Source organism: Pseudomonas sp. SDO52101_S400, assembly GCF_054071635.1.
Window position 1 is genome coordinate 1 of the sequence record NZ_JBSVWF010000059.1, and the last position, 17,905, is coordinate 17,905.

At 58.3% G+C, this 17,905-nt stretch carries 16 protein-coding genes, 1 tRNA gene and 1 pseudogene; 10 read left to right on the top strand and 8 right to left on the bottom strand.

Features of this window, described 5'->3' with window-relative positions; all coding sequences use genetic code 11:
- Positions 1-73: 73 nt before the first annotated feature.
- Positions 74-592: a cell envelope protein SmpA gene (locus ACW9HX_RS23965; protein WP_457382500.1), complete on the bottom strand. Its 519-nt coding sequence runs from the start codon at positions 590-592 to the stop codon at positions 74-76.
- A gap of 319 nt (positions 593-911) precedes the next feature.
- On the opposite strand from ACW9HX_RS23965, the gene mgtE reads away from it, so the two are divergent.
- Positions 912-2,354 (top strand): magnesium transporter, encoded by a 1,443-nt coding sequence (gene mgtE, locus ACW9HX_RS23970; protein WP_085730362.1) that lies wholly within the window; start codon positions 912-914, stop codon positions 2,352-2,354.
- 114 nt (positions 2,355-2,468) lie between these two features.
- Here the strand turns inward: mgtE and ACW9HX_RS23975 are convergent, their stop codons facing one another.
- Complete coding sequence (locus ACW9HX_RS23975; RefSeq protein ID WP_003178899.1) at positions 2,469-2,795, bottom strand: Arc family DNA-binding protein; 327 nt, start codon at positions 2,793-2,795, stop codon at positions 2,469-2,471.
- Positions 2,796-3,184: 389 nt separating this feature from the next.
- Here ACW9HX_RS23975 and phnN point away from each other — a divergent pair, with 389 nt between their 5' ends.
- Complete coding sequence (phnN, locus tag ACW9HX_RS23980; RefSeq protein WP_457382501.1) at positions 3,185-3,754, top strand: phosphonate metabolism protein/1,5-bisphosphokinase (PRPP-forming) PhnN; 570 nt, start codon at positions 3,185-3,187, stop codon at positions 3,752-3,754.
- On the opposite strand, the gene ACW9HX_RS23985 is transcribed toward phnN, so the two are convergent.
- Positions 3,729-3,908 carry a PA3371 family protein gene (locus tag ACW9HX_RS23985; protein ID WP_249482435.1) on the bottom strand — a complete coding sequence of 60 codons (180 nt, stop codon included), beginning with the start codon at positions 3,906-3,908 and terminating at the stop codon, positions 3,729-3,731. The genes phnN and ACW9HX_RS23985 overlap by 26 nt on opposite strands.
- 19 nt (positions 3,909-3,927) lie before the next feature.
- Complete coding sequence (locus ACW9HX_RS23990) at positions 3,928-4,158, bottom strand: hypothetical protein (protein WP_457382502.1); 231 nt, start codon at positions 4,156-4,158, stop codon at positions 3,928-3,930.
- A gap of 285 nt (positions 4,159-4,443) precedes the next feature.
- Between ACW9HX_RS23990 and ACW9HX_RS23995 the strand changes: the two genes are divergently transcribed.
- Positions 4,444-4,520: transfer RNA gene (locus ACW9HX_RS23995), tRNA-Arg, on the top strand.
- Positions 4,521-4,575: 55 nt separating this feature from the next.
- Here the strand turns inward: ACW9HX_RS23995 and ACW9HX_RS24000 are convergent.
- On the bottom strand, positions 4,576-5,439 hold the full coding sequence (locus tag ACW9HX_RS24000; protein ID WP_457382521.1) for a methyl-accepting chemotaxis protein: 864 nt from the start codon (positions 5,437-5,439) through the stop codon (positions 4,576-4,578).
- Positions 5,434-6,225: pseudogene (locus ACW9HX_RS24005) on the bottom strand (MCP four helix bundle domain-containing protein); the annotation flags it as partial. The gene ACW9HX_RS24000 and the pseudogene ACW9HX_RS24005, both read right to left, overlap by 6 nt.
- Before the next feature lie 357 nt (positions 6,226-6,582).
- Here ACW9HX_RS24005 and ACW9HX_RS24010 point away from each other — a divergent pair.
- From ACW9HX_RS24010 to ACW9HX_RS24020, 3 genes are read left to right on the top strand one after another with little or no spacing between them, the layout of a single operon-like run.
- Positions 6,583-7,983, top strand: a complete 1,401-nt coding sequence (locus ACW9HX_RS24010; protein WP_457382503.1) for a cytochrome c — start codon at positions 6,583-6,585, stop codon at positions 7,981-7,983.
- A gap of 3 nt (positions 7,984-7,986) precedes the next feature.
- Positions 7,987-8,541, top strand: coding sequence for a sugar dehydrogenase complex small subunit (locus ACW9HX_RS24015; protein ID WP_457382504.1), 555 nt, complete (start codon positions 7,987-7,989; stop codon positions 8,539-8,541).
- Positions 8,538-10,172: a GMC family oxidoreductase gene (locus ACW9HX_RS24020; RefSeq protein ID WP_457382505.1), complete on the top strand. Its 1,635-nt coding sequence runs from the start codon at positions 8,538-8,540 to the stop codon at positions 10,170-10,172. Before ACW9HX_RS24015 ends, ACW9HX_RS24020 begins: the two co-directional genes overlap by 4 nt.
- A gap of 81 nt (positions 10,173-10,253) precedes the next feature.
- On the opposite strand, the gene ACW9HX_RS24025 is transcribed toward ACW9HX_RS24020, so the two are convergent.
- A complete protein-coding gene (locus ACW9HX_RS24025; protein WP_457382506.1) occupies positions 10,254-11,639 on the bottom strand; it encodes a lysozyme inhibitor LprI family protein in 1,386 nt (461 codons plus the stop codon).
- Positions 11,640-11,861: 222 nt separating this feature from the next.
- Between ACW9HX_RS24025 and ACW9HX_RS24030 the strand changes: the two genes are divergently transcribed.
- The 4 genes from ACW9HX_RS24030 to ACW9HX_RS24045 all read left to right on the top strand — a co-directional run bounded on the left by ACW9HX_RS24030 (position 11,862) and on the right by ACW9HX_RS24045 (position 17,055).
- Positions 11,862-13,466 carry a tetratricopeptide repeat-containing response regulator gene (locus ACW9HX_RS24030; RefSeq protein WP_085730389.1) on the top strand — a complete coding sequence of 535 codons (1,605 nt, stop codon included), beginning with the start codon at positions 11,862-11,864 and terminating at the stop codon, positions 13,464-13,466.
- Positions 13,463-14,155 (top strand): sensor histidine kinase, encoded by a 693-nt coding sequence (locus tag ACW9HX_RS24035; protein ID WP_457382507.1) that lies wholly within the window; start codon positions 13,463-13,465, stop codon positions 14,153-14,155. Before ACW9HX_RS24030 ends, ACW9HX_RS24035 begins: the two co-directional genes overlap by 4 nt.
- A gap of 219 nt (positions 14,156-14,374) precedes the next feature.
- Positions 14,375-15,616 carry a glutamine synthetase family protein gene (locus tag ACW9HX_RS24040; protein ID WP_170931624.1) on the top strand — a complete coding sequence of 414 codons (1,242 nt, stop codon included), beginning with the start codon at positions 14,375-14,377 and terminating at the stop codon, positions 15,614-15,616.
- 68 nt (positions 15,617-15,684) lie between these two features.
- Complete coding sequence (locus ACW9HX_RS24045; protein WP_457382508.1) at positions 15,685-17,055, top strand: MFS transporter; 1,371 nt, start codon at positions 15,685-15,687, stop codon at positions 17,053-17,055.
- Between the two features lie 75 nt (positions 17,056-17,130).
- On the opposite strand, the gene ACW9HX_RS24050 is transcribed toward ACW9HX_RS24045, so the two are convergent.
- On the bottom strand, positions 17,131-17,877 hold the full coding sequence (locus ACW9HX_RS24050) for a flagellar brake protein (RefSeq protein WP_457382509.1): 747 nt from the start codon (positions 17,875-17,877) through the stop codon (positions 17,131-17,133).
- Positions 17,878-17,905: the final 28 nt, after the last annotated feature.

Here is a 17,905-nt window from a genome sequence, read left to right on the forward strand (position 1 = left end):
AGTACTCGGCTACGAACCGAGCGGTCACAGGTTCGAATCCTGTCGAGTGCACCATATACCAGAAAGCCCGCGTTTAACGCGGGCTTTTTGCTGTCCGGGATTTGGCTTTTCCCGTCACGCATCCTTTCTCATCAAAATCGACTTGAGCACTGCGACCTCGCTTGAGGTCGTAACGATAGCTCGTTGCCGAATTGCGAATGCTGACCTTGTCGGGTTTGCCCAGGGCGCTTTCAACATCTTGTTGGCTCATGCCGGCGATGATTCGTTGATTGATGATTGCCTCGCGCTTCTGTCGCGCGTCGATCAGATCTCCGCATTTGTCTTGGGTGCGCCCGACGACGGCCATTTCTCGTTTTCTGATATTCATACCGGATATTTCTTCATGCCGGGCTTCGGGTATCAGTGCCACTGTTGAGCCAGGTGAGTAGGGGTGTACTTCCTGAAGTGAAAGATGCTCATCGTTCGCGCAGCTCAATGTCGTGAATGTGAGGCTGCCGTCAGCGGCTTCACAGCGATGAAGTGTCGTTGCGTTCCCTGTGGGTGGGAGGCAGAGCAGGGTGGTCAGCATGAATCGGGATGTTTTCGATGGCATTCGGCGTCCTCCATGACGATCTTTTTAAAGCGTAGCCGGCAGTTTTTTCACCGCTGGTGTGTTTTCTTTTCAGGATGAGTCGTCGCAGTCTGAAGAGTCAGGACAGCGCTCAGCTTTGTCTCGCAAGCGCTTGTTTCAGCCTAGATTTTTAACGTTTAAAACCGTCAGGCGGTGTATCATTGCGCCCGTCAGCCCCGCCGGGGCTTATGGAAAACCTCCATGGACTTACCCAGTAGTTACTCAGTACCCCGTTTTACCAATCATGAATTGACTGATTGATCCTTCCGGCGTGCCCCGCTGCTGGGAGTGGAGTTCGCCTATGTCCGAAATCGAAGTAAAGAAAACACAGGAAAGCCTGCAGGATCGCCTGGCTCAAGTAGTTGAGCTACTGCAGCGCCAACGGGTCGTCGAAGACCTGACTCATCGCCAGGAAGGCGCACATCATGACCGGGTCGAGAACCTGGTCCACCGGCAAAACCTCGTCGAGCTGCAACGCAAGCTCGATGATCTGCACTCCGCCGACGTTGCCTACATTCTTGAAGCCCTGCCGCTGGACGATCGTCTGACGCTCTGGCAGTTGGTCAAGGCTGATCGCGACGGCGACATTCTTCTCGAAGTATCCGACTCGGTCCGTGAAACGCTGATCGCCGACATGGACGATCACGAGCTCCTGGCTGCTGCCAAGGACATGGATGCCGACGAACTTGCTGACCTGGCCTCCGAGCTGCCGCGAGACGTCGTCCATGAGCTGATGGAGACCCTGGACCAGCAGCAACGCGAGCGCGTGCGTTCGGCTCTCTCCTACGACGAGGAGCAGGTCGGTGCGCTGATGGACTTCGAGATGGTGACCATCCGTGAAGACGTCAGTCTCGAAGTGGTTCTGCGTTACCTGCGTCGCCTCAAGGAACTGCCGGGCCATACCGACAAGCTGTTCGTGGTCGATTACGACGGCGTGCTCAAGGGTGTGCTGCCGATCAAGCGCTTGTTGGTCAACGACCCGGAGAAGCAGGTTTCCGAAGTGATGGCCAGCGATCCGGTGAGTTTCCACCCGGACGAAGATGCCTACGACGCCGCTCAGGCGTTCGAGCGTTACGACTTGATCTCGGCCCCGGTGGTCGACAAGAACGGCAAGCTGATCGGCCGTCTGACCATCGACGAAATGGTCGACCTGATTCGTGAGGAGAGCGAAAGCGAAGTCCTCAACATGGCGGGTCTGCGTGAAGAGGAAGACATTTTCGCTTCGGTCTGGAAATCCCTGCGCAACCGTTGGGCGTGGCTGGCGATCAACCTGATCACGGCATTCGTCGCTTCGCGGGTGATCGGTCTGTTCGAGGGGTCGATCGAGAAGCTGGTGGCGCTTGCGGCTCTGATGCCGATTGTGGCGGGCATTGGCGGTAACTCCGGCAATCAGACGATCACCATGATCGTTCGTGCCATGGCGCTCGATCAGGTCAGCACAGGTAATACTTCGCGTCTGATGCGCAAGGAGCTCGCTGTTGCGTTGATCAACGGCCTGGTCTGGGGTGGTGTGATCGGTGTGGTGGCTTACTTGCTCTACGGCAGCTGGTCGCTGGGTGTGGTCATGACCGCCGCCATGACGCTGAACCTGCTGCTGGCGGCGCTGATGGGCGTATTGATCCCGATGACCCTCGCCAAAATGGGGCGCGACCCGGCCATGGGTGCCAGCGTAATGATCACGGCCATGACCGACAGTGGTGGCTTCTTCATCTTCCTGGGATTGGCGACGATATTCCTGCTCTGATTGTCCGTCTCGAAACAGCCCGCCGATTGGCGGGCTTTTTTTCGTCCCTGAAAAACCCGAATTGCGGGCAAAAAAAAGCCAGCACTCATGCTGGCTTGAGATGTTCGGTTTGACTCAGGATGCGTCTGCGGCCATTTCGGCGTCGTGGGCGATCAGAGACACCAGTGCGTTCTGCTGGCGGTGGGAGAGTTGGCGGAAGCGTTGCAGAAGTTCGCGTTCGTGCAGCGACAGCTCGGGGCTGTCCAGGCGCATGCTCAGCTCTTCGCCCAGTGCACCTTCCTGAATAAGACTCTGCTCAAGGCGCGCAATGATCTCGGAGTTCATGCTGCGATGATGATTGCGAGCCACCTCGGCAATGCGTTCACGCATTCCGTCTGGCAGACGTACGACGAACTTGTCAGCCGTACGGCTGGAATAAATTGCCTGTTTCAATGGGCGCATATATTTAACCGGTTAGTTCAGGGGAGCGGTTCTCGGGATTGGCCGCAGGATGAGTTGTAGGACATGCATCCGCGCCAAATGGTTCAACCTGAATTGTTAAGAGGCTCGCATCATGCCTCAAAATTGCCAGATCATTGGCGTCAATTCTGTGACAAATATTGATCCGGGTAAAGGCGTAATGCCAGCACCAATTATCAGAAATGCGGACTGGTTTGAAAAGAATGCGTCGGCCCGTATCGCTGACCGCTTCCTGAAGCGCACGAACGGATGCCCGAAGACGTCAGACCGTGCATGCTATGCGGCTAGAATCCTTGTTCCTTACCTTGTACAGGATAGTGGCAAATGGCCGATTTACTAGGGGCAAATGCCCGCCGGAGGGCGTTTTCAGGATGGATGGCAGACTGATTTATCTCATGGGGCCATCCGGCTCCGGCAAGGACAGTCTGATCGAGGCTGCGCGTGCCCCTTTGCGTGCGTTGAACTGCGAGGTGATACGTCGAGTGATCACGCGTTCGGCTGAATCGGTGGGTGAGGATGCGATCGGTGTGACGCCGCAGGAGTTCAAGCGACGCCAGCATGCTGGCGATTTTGCTCTGGCGTGGCAAGCCAACGGCCTTTCTTACGGGATTCCGGTGGAAATCGACCAGTGGCTGAGAGACGGGAAGCATGTGTTGGTAAATGGCTCGCGTGCAGACCTGTGGCAAGCGCTGGAAGCCTATCCGACACTGGTGCCTGTGTTGCTGACGGTTCGGGATGATGTCTTGCGCGAGCGCTTGCTCCGGCGTGGTCGGGAGACACTTGAGCAGATCGATGCAAGGCTTGCCCGCAACGCGCTGTTCAAGGAAAGGCGTTCAACCGACAGGCCGGTGTATCTGATCGATAACTCGGGCGACCTGGCTGATGCCGTCAGTCACTTGCTGGAAGTAATCACGCTCAACGCAGTACAGGATCAAACTTGATCTTGCGCCCGGCCACCAGGGCCAGCGCAAACAGGACAGCGAAAACGCCGCAGCCAATCAGGGGCAAAGAGATTTCCGTCTCTTCGAACAGCGAGAAATGCAGAACGCCGCTCAAAAAAGCGAGGATCAACAACCCCAGGGCGGATTTGGACATGCTGTACTCCGAAAATGATTCAAAACACCAAGCGTTCGGACATCTGTGTCGTCTGTGCCTGATCTGACTCGCTGACGTCTTGCGCAACTACGCCGCGCTGATCGTTCAATACCGCCCATTGCGGCGCCTTCTGCACTTGCAGGTAATGCGGCATGCGCTGGGCCACCGCCTCACTGTGCCGGGGAACAAATTGAAACCCCACCAGAACCGTCAGGGCGATTGCGTTGGCAAGCAAGAGGGCGCGGGTCATGGAACGGGTCTCCAGTTGTTCTTTGTATAAGAACTGCAGAAGCAGCCGCCGTGCCAATAGTCTAACCGCTGAGAAGTCCTTTAAAAACAAGCATTTAAAAGGGTTTTTAGAAAGACCTGGATTGCATTCTGCAATGATGGCTTTTTGCGGTGATGCAAATTGCACGAGAAAACGTCCGACCGCATTGCAGGGCGCCTGCCTACACTTAAAAAGCCCTGCGGACGACATGACAAATCAGGGCCTGGCCGTTAACATGCACGCCGTCTGTCGCACCGACAGTCCTGTGTCTCAGTAGCTCAATTGGATAGAGCATCCCCCTCCTAAGGGGAAGGTTGGCAGTTCGAACCTGCCCTGGGACACCACATATTCAAAAGCCCCGCGCAGAGTGATCTGGCGGGGCTTTTTATTTTCGCGATTTTATAAGCGGAAGCGACTGACCATGGTGTTGAACGACGCCGCCAGGTTGGACAGTTCCTGGGTCGAGGCGCTGGTCTGGTGCGCGCCTGCCGCTGTTTGGGTGGAGAGGTCCTGGATGTTCACCAGATTTCGGTCCACTTCACGGGCAACATGTGCCTGTTCCTCCGAGGCCGTCGCGATGACGAGGTTGCGGTCATTGATCTGCGAGATGCCGTCGGCAATTAACTCCAGGGCCTGGCCGGTCGCTTGCGCCAGCGCCTGGGTTTCGCTGACCAGCGTCTGGCTTTTTCCCATGGCGCCAACGGCTTCGTCTGCGCTGTTGCGAACGTCGTTGATCATGCCTTCGATTTCCCCCGTCGAAGCCTGGGTTCTTGCCGCCAGGGCTCTTACCTCGTCGGCAACGACGGCAAAACCTCGACCTTGCTCACCGGCGCGTGCAGCCTCGATGGCAGCGTTGAGTGCCAACAGATTGGTTTGCTCTGCAATCCCCCTGATGACATCCAGAACCTTGCCGATGTCCCGTACTTTCTCCGCCAGGTCTTTGACCATGGTGGTGGAGGTGGCGATTTCCGTTGTTGCATGGTTGATAGCTGCTACGGCGTTTCGCGCCTGATCGCGGCCGTTGCTGGCTTCCCGGCTGGTGGCTTGGGAGGCCTCGGAGGTGGACACGGCGTTGCGCGCGACTTCCTCCACGGCGGAGGTCATTTCCGTGACAGCGGTCGCTGCCTGCTGGATCTCATCGTTCTGGCGAATCAGTCCACGGCTTCCATTGTCGGTGACGGCAGTGAGTTCCTCGGCAGCTGAAGCCAGTTGGTCTGCTGCGCTGGCGATCTGCTGAATAGTGCCTTTCAGACTGCCCTGCATCTCGGCCAGAGCCGTGAGCAGTTGGCCTGCTTCGTCGCGGCCGGTGCTGACGATCTGCTGAGTCAGGTCGCCCCCGGCGATGCTTCGGGCGCTTTCAACGGCTTTGGAAATAGGGCGGCTGATTAGTCGGCTGATGAACAGGCCGAGCAAGATCGCAGCGACAAAGGCCAGCACGATGCCGATGTACAGCGACGTCTTGGCGGAAGACTCCGTCAGAACCGATTGCTTTGCCGCTTCGCTGACTTGCATGTCGTTGGAGTTGGTCATGATGGTCAATTCGTCCATGACGACGCGGTAGTTTTTCTGCAGGTCGCCGAGCAGCAATTCGCGGCCGCTCTCCAGATCGCCGGCCTTCATCAGGGCCAGATACCTTTGCACGATTGCCTGATAAACGGGCCAGGCTTTTTCCATCCGGTCGCCCGCTGCTCGTTCGTCGTCGGCGAGCTCGGTTTTACGGTATTCGGCAAAGGCTTTTTCGCTCGCCAACTGGTTGGCGCTCATCGAGGCGAGGAATTCGTCTTTTGTGCTCTGGGGCAGGTTGGCGGCTGTGGCGACGTAAAGCCGATACATGTCACGGGTCTGTCCAACGGCTTTGATTTTGGTCTGGGCGATGTTGGCGACGGCGACGAGGTTGTTGCCGAACACCGATCTGAGGCTGGTCGAGAGCTCGGTCACTCCCCGGCTTCCCAGCAGGCCCACCCCCAGGGTGATGAAGGCGCACGTGGCGAAGGCCGTGATCAATTTCGTGGAAAGTCTTGCGTCATTCAACCAACTCATAAAGGGCATCCTGCTGACATGTGGGGTCGGGACAATATCGAGTGCAGTTCGTAAGAAAATGACGTGTCGTCGTACATCTTTCGGCTGCTGAGTCCACAACTGGAGGGTTACCAGTTGTTTCTTATCTAAATATATTCCGCATCAATTCCCTTGTAACCATTGGATTAGAGCACTCAGCACATACGTACAAAAGATAGCGCTTGGCCTTTTCTGTTTATTGCCAAGTGTTACATTGTGTGAAATATTCCAGAAAAATACATACGACATCGTATCTCTTCGTCCTTGGTTTCCGAGATGACGAGGATGCCGTGTTCGTGATTTCCAGAACCGTGAAAAAAAAGAACGAAGCAGCCTAGGGTAGGACTCATGTCGCGTCGCATTGATAAAGGGAAACGCAGGGGGTACGCCTTTGCCGGATTGGTCACGCTGTTGATCACCACAGCCGGAGTTGCGCATAGTGAGGCGCTCGACAACACAGCGTCGGTGGGCAAGCGTCTGGCGGTAGCGGCTGACTGTGTGGCTTGCCATACGGCGCCAGGCGGCAAGGCTTTTGCGGGCGGCTATCCGCTCAGTTCGCCGATGGGCACCATTTACTCGACCAACATCACGCCTTCGAAAACGGCGGGTATCGGCAATTACACCTCAGAGCAATTCGCCCGCGCGGTGCGTGACGGGGTGGCGGCCGACGGCACTCGACTGTACCCGGCGATGCCCTACACCTCTTATTCGAAAATGACCGACAGCGACATTGCTGCGCTCTACGACTACTTCATGCACGAAGTGTCGCCGGTCGATACGCCGAACCAGAAAACCGCTCTGGATTTCCCGTTCAATATCCGTGCATCGATGATTGGCTGGAACGCGCTGTTTCAAAGCAAAGCACGCTTCACACCGGATCCGGCCAAGTCCGCCGAGGTCAACCGTGGCGACTATCTGGTCAACGGCCTGGCTCACTGCGACACCTGCCACACTCCACGCAACGTCCTGATGGCGGCCGACAGCGCAAAACCGTTGGCCGGCGGATCGCTGGGCAGTTGGTATGCCCCCAATATCACTTCCGACAAAGTCAGCGGCATCGGTGCTTGGTCGAGCGACGAGATCGTGGCCTATCTGCGTACCGGGCACATCGAGGGTAAGGCCCAGGCAGCGGGGCCGATGGCCGAGGCGGTGGAGAACAGTCTGCAGCATCTGAGCGATGTGGATCTCAAGGCCATCGCGGCCTACCTGCTGCAGACGGCGCCGATCAAGTCCGGGGAAACCAAAGCCCGCCACGAGTACGGTCAGGCTTCGGTCGATGAATTGACGCTGCGCGGAGGCAAACCGGGGGACAACCCGGGCTGGCATGTTTTCAGCGGCACTTGCGCCAACTGCCATCAGCCAAACGGTCAGGGCACCCGGGAATATCCATCACTCTTTCACAACACCGCCACCAGTCGCAGCGACAACCTGATCGCGGCCATCGTTTACGGCGTGCATCGCGAAGTCGACGGTGTGGCCATCGACATGCCGGCGTTTGGCCCGGAGGCGTTGTTCACCGATCGCCTGACCGATCAGCAGATTGCCGACGTCAGCAACTACGTGCTGTCGCGCTACGGCAATGCCGGCACGGTTGTTACCGCCGCCGATGTGGCGCAGGTACGGGACGGTGGCCCCAAGGCACCGCTGGCAGTGATGGCGAAGTTTACGACCCCGGCCCTCATTCTCGTGTGCTTGCTGATCGGCCTGGGCGCATGGGTCTTGATTGCACGTCGGCGCAAGGAGGCCTGAGCAATGGACACTTCAATGACGCACAAACACGTAAAAACTCAAACCGAAGGCTCGACTGGGCTCACTCGTCGCAACCTGTTGCGTGGTTCCGTGACGCTGGGGCTGGCGGCGATGATCGGCAGTGCGATGCCTTGGCAGTCGGTGCTGGCAGCCCAGGTATCGAGCGACGATTTCATTGTGCTGTCGCAGTTTCTGGTCAGTCGTGCGGTCAATCCGGTTCTGGCCGGTCGTTACTACGCCGCGCTGGACAAGCGCGCGCCTAATTTCTCGACCAACGTGATTGCCCTGAAACAATTGATCGGCGCGCAGGGGTACCGGCATGTCGATGAATATCTCGCGCAGCCGAATCCGGATCCATCGCTGCGGGCCACGGCCACCAGCATCATTTCCGCCTGGTATCTGGGCATTGTCGGTGAGCCGGCGGATGCCGAGCTGATCAGCTATTCCCTCGCCATGATGTATCAGCCCACTCACGGCATTCTCATCATTCCAACCTACGGTGGCGGCCCGGATTCATGGGGTCCCAAACCAGCAGTCATTCAGGACTCGACAGTATGAGCAGCGATCAATTCGATGCCGATGTGGTGATCATCGGTTCCGGTGTCATGGGCGGTCTGATCGCCACGGGCCTGGCCAAGGCGAACAAGTCGGTGATCGTGCTCGAGGCAGGTCCCCGTGTGAATCGCCGTGATGTGGTGGAAACGTTCCGCAATGCTCCGGTGAAACTCTCGCTGGCCAATGCCAAGCTGCAGGGCGCCGGATCGCCTTATCCGAGCATGCCCCACGCGCCCTCTACTTATGGCGACTATTTGCAGCAAGTAGGGCCGGTGAAATACAACACCTCTTATCTGCGTGTGGTGGGTGGCACCACCTGGCATTTCGGTTCTTCGTTGTGGCGCATGTTGCCTAATGATTTTCGCCTCAAGTCGTTGTATGGCCGTGGCCGTGACTGGCCGATCAGTTATGACGAACTGGAACCGTATTACGCTCGGGCTGAAATCGAACTGGGGGTTTCCGGTGTCGACGGCCAGGACGAAAGCGGGCAGGGCGGCGACGCGTATCCGCCGCGCTCGATTCCCTATCCGATGGAAGGCCTGAAACCAAGCTACATGTTCAAGCGCCTTTCGGAAATGCTCAGCAAGGGCGGGTATAACCCGATCCTCGAGCCGAACGGTCGAGCAACCCGCCCCTATGGCAAACGGCCTCCCTGCGCCGGCAACAACAACTGCAACCCGGTGTGCCCGATCGCTGCCAAGTATGACGGTTCGATGCATATCGATGAAGCCGAGCGTCATGGCGCCAAGGTGTTGGACAACTCCGTGGTCTACAAGATTGAGGCGGGCGATGACGGCAAGATCACCGCGATCTGGTACATGCGCCCCGACAAGACCAAACACAAATTGACTGCGCGCGCCTTTGTGCTGGCGGCTTACGGTATCGAGTCGCCGAAGTTGCTGTTGATGTCGACCTCGGAAAAGTATCCGAACGGGATTGCCAACTCTTCGGATCAGGTCGGGCGAAACCTGATGGATCATACCGGCATCAGCATGAACGTCATGACCAAGGAAGACATGTGGCCGGGCGAGGGGCCGACGCAATTGCTGGTGTATCTGAACAGCCGCGATGGTGCGTTCCGCAACGATTATCCAAGCTACAAGATCAAAGTTCGCAACACCGTGCCGACGTCGCAAATCACTTCGAACCTGATTGCCAAAGGCGTGCTGGGTTCGCGGCTCGATGAGCAGATCCGGCTGCAATCGGCGCGCTCCCTTAACTGGGCTGTCGACTTCGAGACCCTGCCACTGCCGGAAAACCGAGTCACCCCGAGCAAGACCAAGTTCGACGCCATCGGTCTGCCGGTTCCCGAGATCTACTACAGCGTTCCCGACTACTGGCACGCCGGTAAAGAAAAGGCGCTGGAAGACTTCAAACAGTTTGCGAAATTGCTCGACGCCGACATCCTCAGCACGGACACGGGCTTCCAGAACCGTCAGCACATCATGGGCACCACCATCATGGGCGATGACCCGAAAGACTCGGTGGTAGACCGCGATTGCCGCAGTCACGACCATTCGAACCTGTTCATTGCGGGCACGAGCGTCATGCCATCGTCCTCCTGCGTGAACCCGACGCTGACAGGTGCGGCATTGAGTATCCGGATTGCCGATGTGTTGGTGTCGGAGGTCTGAGAAACGCCCTGAAGTACAAAGCCCCACGCAGAGCTGTCTGGTGGGGCTTTTTTGTATCTCTCAATCTTGCAGGAGGAAGGGCTAGAAAATTTCAGCTCCACCCTCTGCTTTTCCAATCGAGGTTGTGACGTTCGTGAAATGTCGGCGGCCGTTGACTGAGAAGCCCCGTTCGGGATCCTGAGACCCAGGCTTGCGCAATGTCAGCAAGGCGGGCAATCCGTCTTTCTCGCTGTAACTCCCAAACCAATTATTTAGCCTTGCGATGAAGCACTCGTTGTCGATGAAGACTGGCAAGTCCATGACGGTTTCTACTGCGTAGTAACCTGCACCGTAACTGTAGTAGTCGTCATCACCCGAGCCCGATGCAGGAATGGGGCAGAGGGGGCCTTTGTGTTGGCTGGGTTGTTGAGGTTTACCAGCACCCGATTGGGTCAGGGCTTTCATTAGAGTCTTTCGCAAGACTGGTTCCAGTACGTAGCTGGTACTGCTTTCCTCGGAAAATTGATTACTCGGCACGATCAACTTGTAGTCATACCGAACCGTCACTGTTGGTATTTGGCTGTTGATCTTCAGGGGATTGAGCAGGTAGATCTGATCGACACCGTATGACCCGTTGCGATAGGCGAGATATATCCTTCCATGAGATTTGATCCAGGCTGCCGATTGGTTGGCGCCTCGATCATTGGTGGAGAACAACGAGCTGCCGGCGCTGGCGTCTGGATCGTAGGGAGCCAGCCTTCTGGTGAACCGTTCTCCATCGCGACGGAAGGTTTCATAGAAGCTGAAGAGGCCGGTACCACCGGTGTAGGTTGAAACGATCAGATCCCGTTGACCGTCGCCGTCCAGGTCTATCAATGAGTAATTCGCCTGACCTTGCTCGGCATCAGCATCGAGGCCGGAAGCGTTAAGCGCTTTCCATTCATCCTGGGTGACGCCCTTGGGAATGCTTTTGGGGAAGACTGTCTGATCCTCGGCAGGGTCGTCATTTGGATCGCCGGAGAATGAGGTTTCGCCTTTTTCGCTGGTGAGAGAGCCAAGTACCCGCTCCAGCGCAAACTCTGGATTCTCCTTGCTCATCTCCCGAACCCGCTGCTGCAGATCCTCCATGACCTGTTTATCAGTGTCGTCGGGTCTATAAGCAACCGCCTCTATCCACTGCGCATGCAAGACCTGCAAGCGATCCCGATAGTGCTGGCTCAGGCAGTCGATATTGTCAGCGCACTCATTCCGTTCGCTCAGCCACCGACGCTGGGTCTTCTTCAGTTCGGCCTGCGTCTGCGGCGCCGCATTCATCAACTTGCGATAAACCGATCCCATCTGCACATCCAGCTCATACAGCGGCTTCTGCGCGCAAATCGCATTCTCCACAACACTCACAGCCTTTGTGCAGTCCATTCCGCTCGCCAGTGCCTGCTGGAAAAACAGCAGTGCGCAGGCCGACACGATGTAGCGTCCTTTGATGTACACGATGAAAACCTTGAAGTAGGAGGGTGAGAGCAGGCGGGCAGGGTAATCGCTGTGCAACGAATCTTGAAGCCCCGCTTCAAGAGAACCGTTGATCCGGCCGATAACACGTTCGGTGACTTCAGAGTCGCACGAAATCGCTTGATAGCATTTGGCCGGCAGCTATCATCTGCGCGCCTGAAATTTGCCCCCGGTCCATCCTCTTCAATTGCCTGGAAATCCTCGATGCTGTCGTATCACCAAAAGAGTTTTCTGATCGTCGATGATTTCTCGGATTTCCGCAGTTCCGTACGCTCGATGTTGCGCGAGCTGGGCGTCAAGGACGTGGACACCGCCGATACCGGTGAACAGGCGCTGAAAATGTGCGCGCAGAAGTCCTATCACTTCATCCTCCAGGACTTCCACCTCGGTGACGGCAAGAAAAACGGCCAGCAGGTACTGGAAGACCTGATGGTGGACAAGCTGATCAGTCACGAAGCGGTGTTTGTGATGGTCACTGCCGAGACCAGTCAGGCGATGGTGCTCAGTGCCCTGGAGCACGAGCCGGACGCTTACCTGACCAAGCCGTTCAACCGCATCGGCCTGGCTCAGCGTCTTGAACGCCTGGAGCAGCGCAAGACGCTGCTCAAGCCGATTCTGCAAGCCCTCGACCGTGGCAAACCGGTCGAGGTGCTCAACGCCTGTATCGCCCTGTGCAAGCAGGACATCCGCTATTCGCCGCTGTGCCTGCGTTACCGCGCCGATGCCTTGCGCGACATGAATCAGAACGAAGCGCTCGAGCGGCTGTATGACAGCATCATCGCCGACCGGCCGCTGCCGTGGGCCTTTGCCGGTCTGGGCAAGTTGCTGTTCAAGCGCGGTCAGATTGCCCAGGCCAAAGGCGTGTATGAAAAAGCCCTGAAAGTGTTCCCGATGATGCCGGCGCTGTACGACGGCATGGCGGATGTCCTGGTGGCCGAAGGCGATACCAAGGGCGCGCAACAGGTGCTGGAAGAGGCGATCCGTCTGTCGCCTCTGGCTGTGCGCCGCCAGGCATTGCTCGGCAAGCTGGCAATGGCCAACGAGGATTTCGACACGGCGTCTCGGGCCTACCGTCAGGCCGTGTCCCAAGGCGCGCAGTCGCGCTTCAAGGACCCGGAGAGCAATCTCGGCCTGGCCCATGCGCTGATCAGCAAGGGCAGTGAGAAAGGCCTCGATACCCGCACGCGACTGGAGATCAACACCACCCTCAGTGCCGTGGCCAAGGAGAACCCGACCGACCCGGGCCTGCAGATTCGGGCGCGCCTGATGAAGGCCACCAGTCTGCTGCTCAACGACGCCGAGACTGCCGAGAAGCTCACCGAGCAGGCGCTGATGCGTCTCGATGGCATGGAGCAGTTCATGAGCCCCGAGGCGGCGTTGCTGGTCGCCAAGCAATTGCAGATGCTCGGCCAGGCCGAGGCGGGCACGTCGATGCTCAAGAGCTGCGCGGAAATCTACGGCGATGACCCGACGGTGATGAAAGACATCGCCAAGCTTACCGACGACCCGACTATTCTCAGCTCCAGTAACGCGGCCGCCGACCTCAACCGTCAGGGCGTGCGCGTGTACAAGACCGGCAACCTGGTGGAGGCCCGTGAGGTGTTCCGCAAGGCGCTGAAGATGCAACCGAAGAACATCAGTATTGCGCTGAACATGGCGCAGTCGCTGCTGCACGGCACCGACACCAGTGTGCCGTCGGCGGAGCTGGAAGAATGTCGGGCCTGCCTGAAGCTGGTGGGCATGATGCCCGACACCGACGCGCGTTATTCGCGTTATCAGAAGCTGAAAAGCAAGGCGTTTGGCGAATGAACCAAGACGAGCAGGCACTGGATTTTTCCACGGTGATTGCCTCCACCGTGCACGACATGAAGAACTCTCTGGCCATGCTGATGCAGGCCCACAGCCAATGGCTGGCGCGTCTGCCCGAGGATCAGCGCAAGGTGCCGGAGCAGGGTGTGATCGACTTCGAGTTCGCTCACCTCAACGGCATGCTGGTGCAGTTGCTCGGGCTGTACAAGCTCGGGGTCAACCAGATGCCGTTGCAGCCGGCGTATCACGAGCTGGACGATTTCATCGAGGCGCAACTGGCGGCTCATCAAGAGGTTTTCGCCAGCCGTGGAATCATTGCGACTTACGAAGTCGACCCGCTGAGTCCCCTGGGTTTCTTCGACCGTGAACTGATCGCCTCGGTGCTCGGCAATTGCATCAACAATGCGATTCGCTACGCCCGTGAATCGCTGCTGATCACCGTCAGCGACGAGGCCGGGCAACTGGTGTTGAGCATCAACGACGACGGCGATGGTTACCCGGCCGAGATGCTAGAGCGTCAGGCCGATTATGTGCAGGGCATCAATCACAGCAGCGGCAGTACCGGCCTCGGTCTGTACTTCGCCGGGCGCATCGCGGCGCTGCATCAGCGCAACGGTGTTGGCGGCCGCACCGAGATCCGCAATGGCGGGCCGTTGGGTGGCGGGGTGTTCAGTATTTACCTGCCCTGAATCACGGATTCATCGACTCGAAGTCTTTTTGTTGGCCGCTGCTTGATATTCCGAACAGCTGAAGCCTATTTTGTCCGGGTCGCCGTTCGCGGCTCGCACAATAACAAGGATTGCGTCATGACAACCGATGGCCAGCGTTCACTCGCGCAGCGATTGACGGGCATTGATGAGATTGAATGTGTCACGCCGGATTTGAACGGCGTACCACGAGGCAAGGTAATGACCGCCGAGGGTTTCCTCGAAGGGCGGCGTTTGCAGATGGCCCGGGGGGTGCTGCTGCAATGCATCATGGGGGGCTATCCCGCTGCGCGGTTCTACGGCAGCGATGACGGCGATCTGGCGCTGGTGGCCGACCCTGCGCAAATCCATCCTTTGCCGTGGAGCCAGGAGCCGCGTGCGCTGGCCATCTGTGATGCCGACGAACTGACCGGCGAAAGCTCCAACCTGTCGACCCGTGGTCAGCTCAAGAAAGTCATTGCCCGCTACGCAGCCCTCGGCCTGGCGCCGGTGGTGGCGACTGAACTCGAATTCTTTGTGTTCGCTCCCAACACTGACCCGACCCAGCCGTTCCAGCCGCCAGTCGGTCTCGACGGTCGTCGCGAGGACGGTCACTCGGCGTTCAGCGTCAGTTCCAACAACGGTCTGCGACCGTTCTTCAGTGAAGTCTACAAATGCATGGCGGCCCTGGGTCTGCCACGCGATACCTTCATGCACGAAATGGGCGTCAGCCAGTTCGAGATCAACCTGCTGCACGGTGATCCGCTGTTGCTGGCCGACCAGACCTTCCTGTTCAAGCATCTGCTCAAGGAAGTCGCGCTCAAGCATGGCCTGACCGTGGTCTGCATGGCCAAGCCGCTGGCGCACACACCGGGCAGTTCGATGCACATCCACCAGAGCATCGTCGAAATCGGCAGCGGCAAGAATGTATTCAGCGACGAGAACGGTCAGCCGACCGCGATGTTTCGTCACTTCATCGGTGGGCAGCAGGCGGGCATGGCCGACTTCACTGCGTTGTTCGCGCCGAACGTCAATTCCTACCAGCGTCTGTGCCATCCGTTTGCGTCGCCGAATAACGCTTGCTGGTCTCACGATAACCGCGCTGCTGGCCTGCGGATTCCGGCCAGTTCGCCGGTCGCACGTCGGGTCGAGAACCGTTTGCCGGGCGCCGATGCCAACCCTTACCTGGCAATTGCCGCAAGTCTGGCGGCCGGTCTGCACGGTATTGAACATGAGCTGGAACCGAGTGCGCCGATCCAGGGTGAGTTCGAAGTGCCGGACAATCTTTCGCTGCCGTGCACGTTGCACGCGGCGCTCGAACGTCTGAAGCGCAGCCAGCTTGCAAAGGAACTGTTTGGCAAGGAGTTCATCGAAGGCTACATCGCTTCGAAGACCATGGAGTTGACCAGTTTCTTTGATGAAATCACTCCCTGGGAACGGCGTGTTCTAGCTGCCCAGGCCTGACGAACTGTCGCCATCGGGCTATCGTTTGGTAGCCCGATACTCACCGCAAGGAGCCGCTCGGAACGCCGATGCGCCAAATCTGGAAATCCTTTCGAGCGCTGTATTTCGCCTCGCTGATGATGTTGATCGGCTCGGGCCTTCTTTCTACTTATCTGGCCTTGCGCCTGGCGGCCGACCATGTCGACGGACTGTGGGTCGGTGCGTTGATGGCGGCCAACTATTTCGGTCTGGTGCTGGGTGGCAAGATCGGTCACCGCTTGATCGCGCGGGTCGGCCATATTCGCGCCTACTCGGCGTGTGCCGGGATCGTCGGCGCGGCGGTGCTCGGTCATGGTCTGGTTGACTGGTTGCCGGCCTGGCTGGTGCTGCGGACCATCGTCGGTCTCGGCATGATGTGCCAGTACATGGTGATCGAGAGCTGGCTGAACGAGCAGGCCGACGCCAACCAGCGCGGCGTGGTGTTCAGCGGCTACATGATTGCCTCATACCTGGGGCTGGTGCTCGGGCAACTGATTCTGGTCATGCACCCGGGGCTGGGCCTGGAACTGTTGATGCTGGTCGCCCTGTGTTTTGCGCTGTGTCTGGTGCCGGTGGCGCTGACCCGGCGGATTCACCCGGCGCCGTTGCATCCGGCCCCGATGGAGCCGCGCTTCTTTATCAAACGCGTGCCTCAGTCATTGAGTACGGTGCTGGGGGCCGGCCTGATCATCGGTTCGTTCTACGGTCTGGCGCCGCTCTATGCGTCGCAGCAAGGGCTGTCCACCGAGCAGGTCGGTCTGTTCATGGGTACCTGCATCTTTGCCGGGCTACTGGTGCAATGGCCGCTGGGCTGGTTATCCGACCGTTATGACCGGGCCTTGCTGATCCGCTGCTTCGCCGGATTTCTGGCCGTAGCCGCGTTGCCGCTGGCGATCCTGCCGCAGGTGCCACTGGAAGTCTTGTTCGGTGTCGGTTTTCTGTGCTCGCTGGTGCAGTTCTGTCTGTACCCGCTGGCCGTGGCGTTTTCCAACGACCATGTCGAAGGGGATCGGCGGGTGTCGCTGACGGCGATGCTGCTGGTGACCTACGGGGTCGGCGCCAGTATCGGGCCGTTGTTGGCCGGCGTATTGATGAAACTGTTCGGCAGTCAGAGCCTGTATGCGTTCTTCACCTTTTTCGCGCTGGTGCTGGTGTGGCGCATCCGGCCGAAAGCCGTGACCAATCTGCATCAGGTCGACGACGCACCGCTGCATCACGTGGCGATGCCGGACAGCATGTCCAGTTCGCCGCTGGTGGCGGCGCTCGATCCGCGGGTCGATGAGCAAGTGGTGCAGGAGCAGATGCAGAATAACGTCGCGCCTGAACCGGCGCCTGAGCCTGTCACTGAATCTGAATCACCTGTGGAGCCCGAGACCGGCAACGACAATCCTGCGCCGGATATCAGTGGCGCCAGGCCTTGATCCTGAAAAAGCACCTGGCATAAAAAAACGGGCAGTCACCGCAAGGGACTGCCCGTTTTTCATGGCGCGGACGAATCAGAGATCGTCTTTGTCGAAACGCCGTGCTTCACGTTGCAACTGATAGACGAAACGCTCGACGTTGCGCGCCGCCGGGCCGCTGATGTTGTGAAAACGCAGGCCGGCGAAGGTGATGTTGAGTTTTTCTTCGAAGTGCAGGTAGCGCAATTCGACCGCAGCTGGCTGATTGCCGAACAGTGGCGGGGCGATCAGGCGATCGTAGACCTGGCCCAGTTGCAGGCGATCGGTAATATCGCCTTCAAAGCGCAGCTTGCAGCCGGTGGCGGAAATATCCAGCAGTTTGCCGCCGATGGGCGACTTGAGCTTTTCACCACCGAGTTCGACGCTGACCAGATCGGTCAGCTTCAGGGCCGCGCGGAAGGCATTGCGGCGCTGGTGGTAAACCACTTCGGTGGGCATCTCGCCAATGTAAAAGCGGTCACCGTCGGACTCTTTGATATCCAGCGTGCCGTTGCATTCCCAGGCGATGCGTACGCCATCATGGAAGCCTTCGACCTTGAACGGCTCGCCGGCCAGCAGGAAGCGTTCGCCATCGCGCGGGATCATTTCATCCAGGGCGATCGTGGCGGTTTCCCGGTCAACCTTGATCAGGTAGCTCTGGAAGCGCTGGCTGCGTTCGTGGAAGGTGATGATCAGCGGATCGTGGCTCTCTTGCAGCTGGCGCAGGTTGCTGGAGATTTCCAGAGGCGTGGTAAGCACCTTTGGTGGCTGCGGAGAATCATCCGCGCTGAGGACGTTGGACACGTTAAATCAATCTCCAGACAAAATTTGA

Excerpts from the sequence above, each read along its gene's own strand:
- ACW9HX_RS23965 (WP_457382500.1), bottom strand. The coding sequence starts at position 592 with ATGCCATCGAAAACATCCCGATTCATGCTGACCACCCTGCTCTGCCTC.
- mgtE (WP_085730362.1), top strand. The coding sequence starts at position 912 with ATGTCCGAAATCGAAGTAAAGAAAACACAGGAAAGCCTGCAGGATCGC.
- ACW9HX_RS23975 (WP_003178899.1), bottom strand. The coding sequence starts at position 2,795 with ATGCGCCCATTGAAACAGGCAATTTATTCCAGCCGTACGGCTGACAAG.
- phnN (WP_457382501.1), top strand. The coding sequence starts at position 3,185 with ATGGATGGCAGACTGATTTATCTCATGGGGCCATCCGGCTCCGGCAAG.
- ACW9HX_RS23985 (WP_249482435.1), bottom strand. The coding sequence starts at position 3,908 with ATGTCCAAATCCGCCCTGGGGTTGTTGATCCTCGCTTTTTTGAGCGGC.
- ACW9HX_RS23990 (WP_457382502.1), bottom strand. The coding sequence starts at position 4,158 with ATGACCCGCGCCCTCTTGCTTGCCAACGCAATCGCCCTGACGGTTCTG.
- ACW9HX_RS24000 (WP_457382521.1), bottom strand. The coding sequence starts at position 5,439 with ATGCAGGGCAGTCTGAAAGGCACTATTCAGCAGATCGCCAGCGCAGCA.
- ACW9HX_RS24010 (WP_457382503.1), top strand. The coding sequence starts at position 6,583 with ATGTCGCGTCGCATTGATAAAGGGAAACGCAGGGGGTACGCCTTTGCC.
- ACW9HX_RS24015 (WP_457382504.1), top strand. The coding sequence starts at position 7,987 with ATGGACACTTCAATGACGCACAAACACGTAAAAACTCAAACCGAAGGC.
- ACW9HX_RS24020 (WP_457382505.1), top strand. The coding sequence starts at position 8,538 with ATGAGCAGCGATCAATTCGATGCCGATGTGGTGATCATCGGTTCCGGT.
- ACW9HX_RS24030 (WP_085730389.1), top strand. The coding sequence starts at position 11,862 with ATGCTGTCGTATCACCAAAAGAGTTTTCTGATCGTCGATGATTTCTCG.
- ACW9HX_RS24035 (WP_457382507.1), top strand. The coding sequence starts at position 13,463 with ATGAACCAAGACGAGCAGGCACTGGATTTTTCCACGGTGATTGCCTCC.
- ACW9HX_RS24040 (WP_170931624.1), top strand. The coding sequence starts at position 14,375 with ATGACCGCCGAGGGTTTCCTCGAAGGGCGGCGTTTGCAGATGGCCCGG.
- ACW9HX_RS24045 (WP_457382508.1), top strand. The coding sequence starts at position 15,685 with ATGCGCCAAATCTGGAAATCCTTTCGAGCGCTGTATTTCGCCTCGCTG.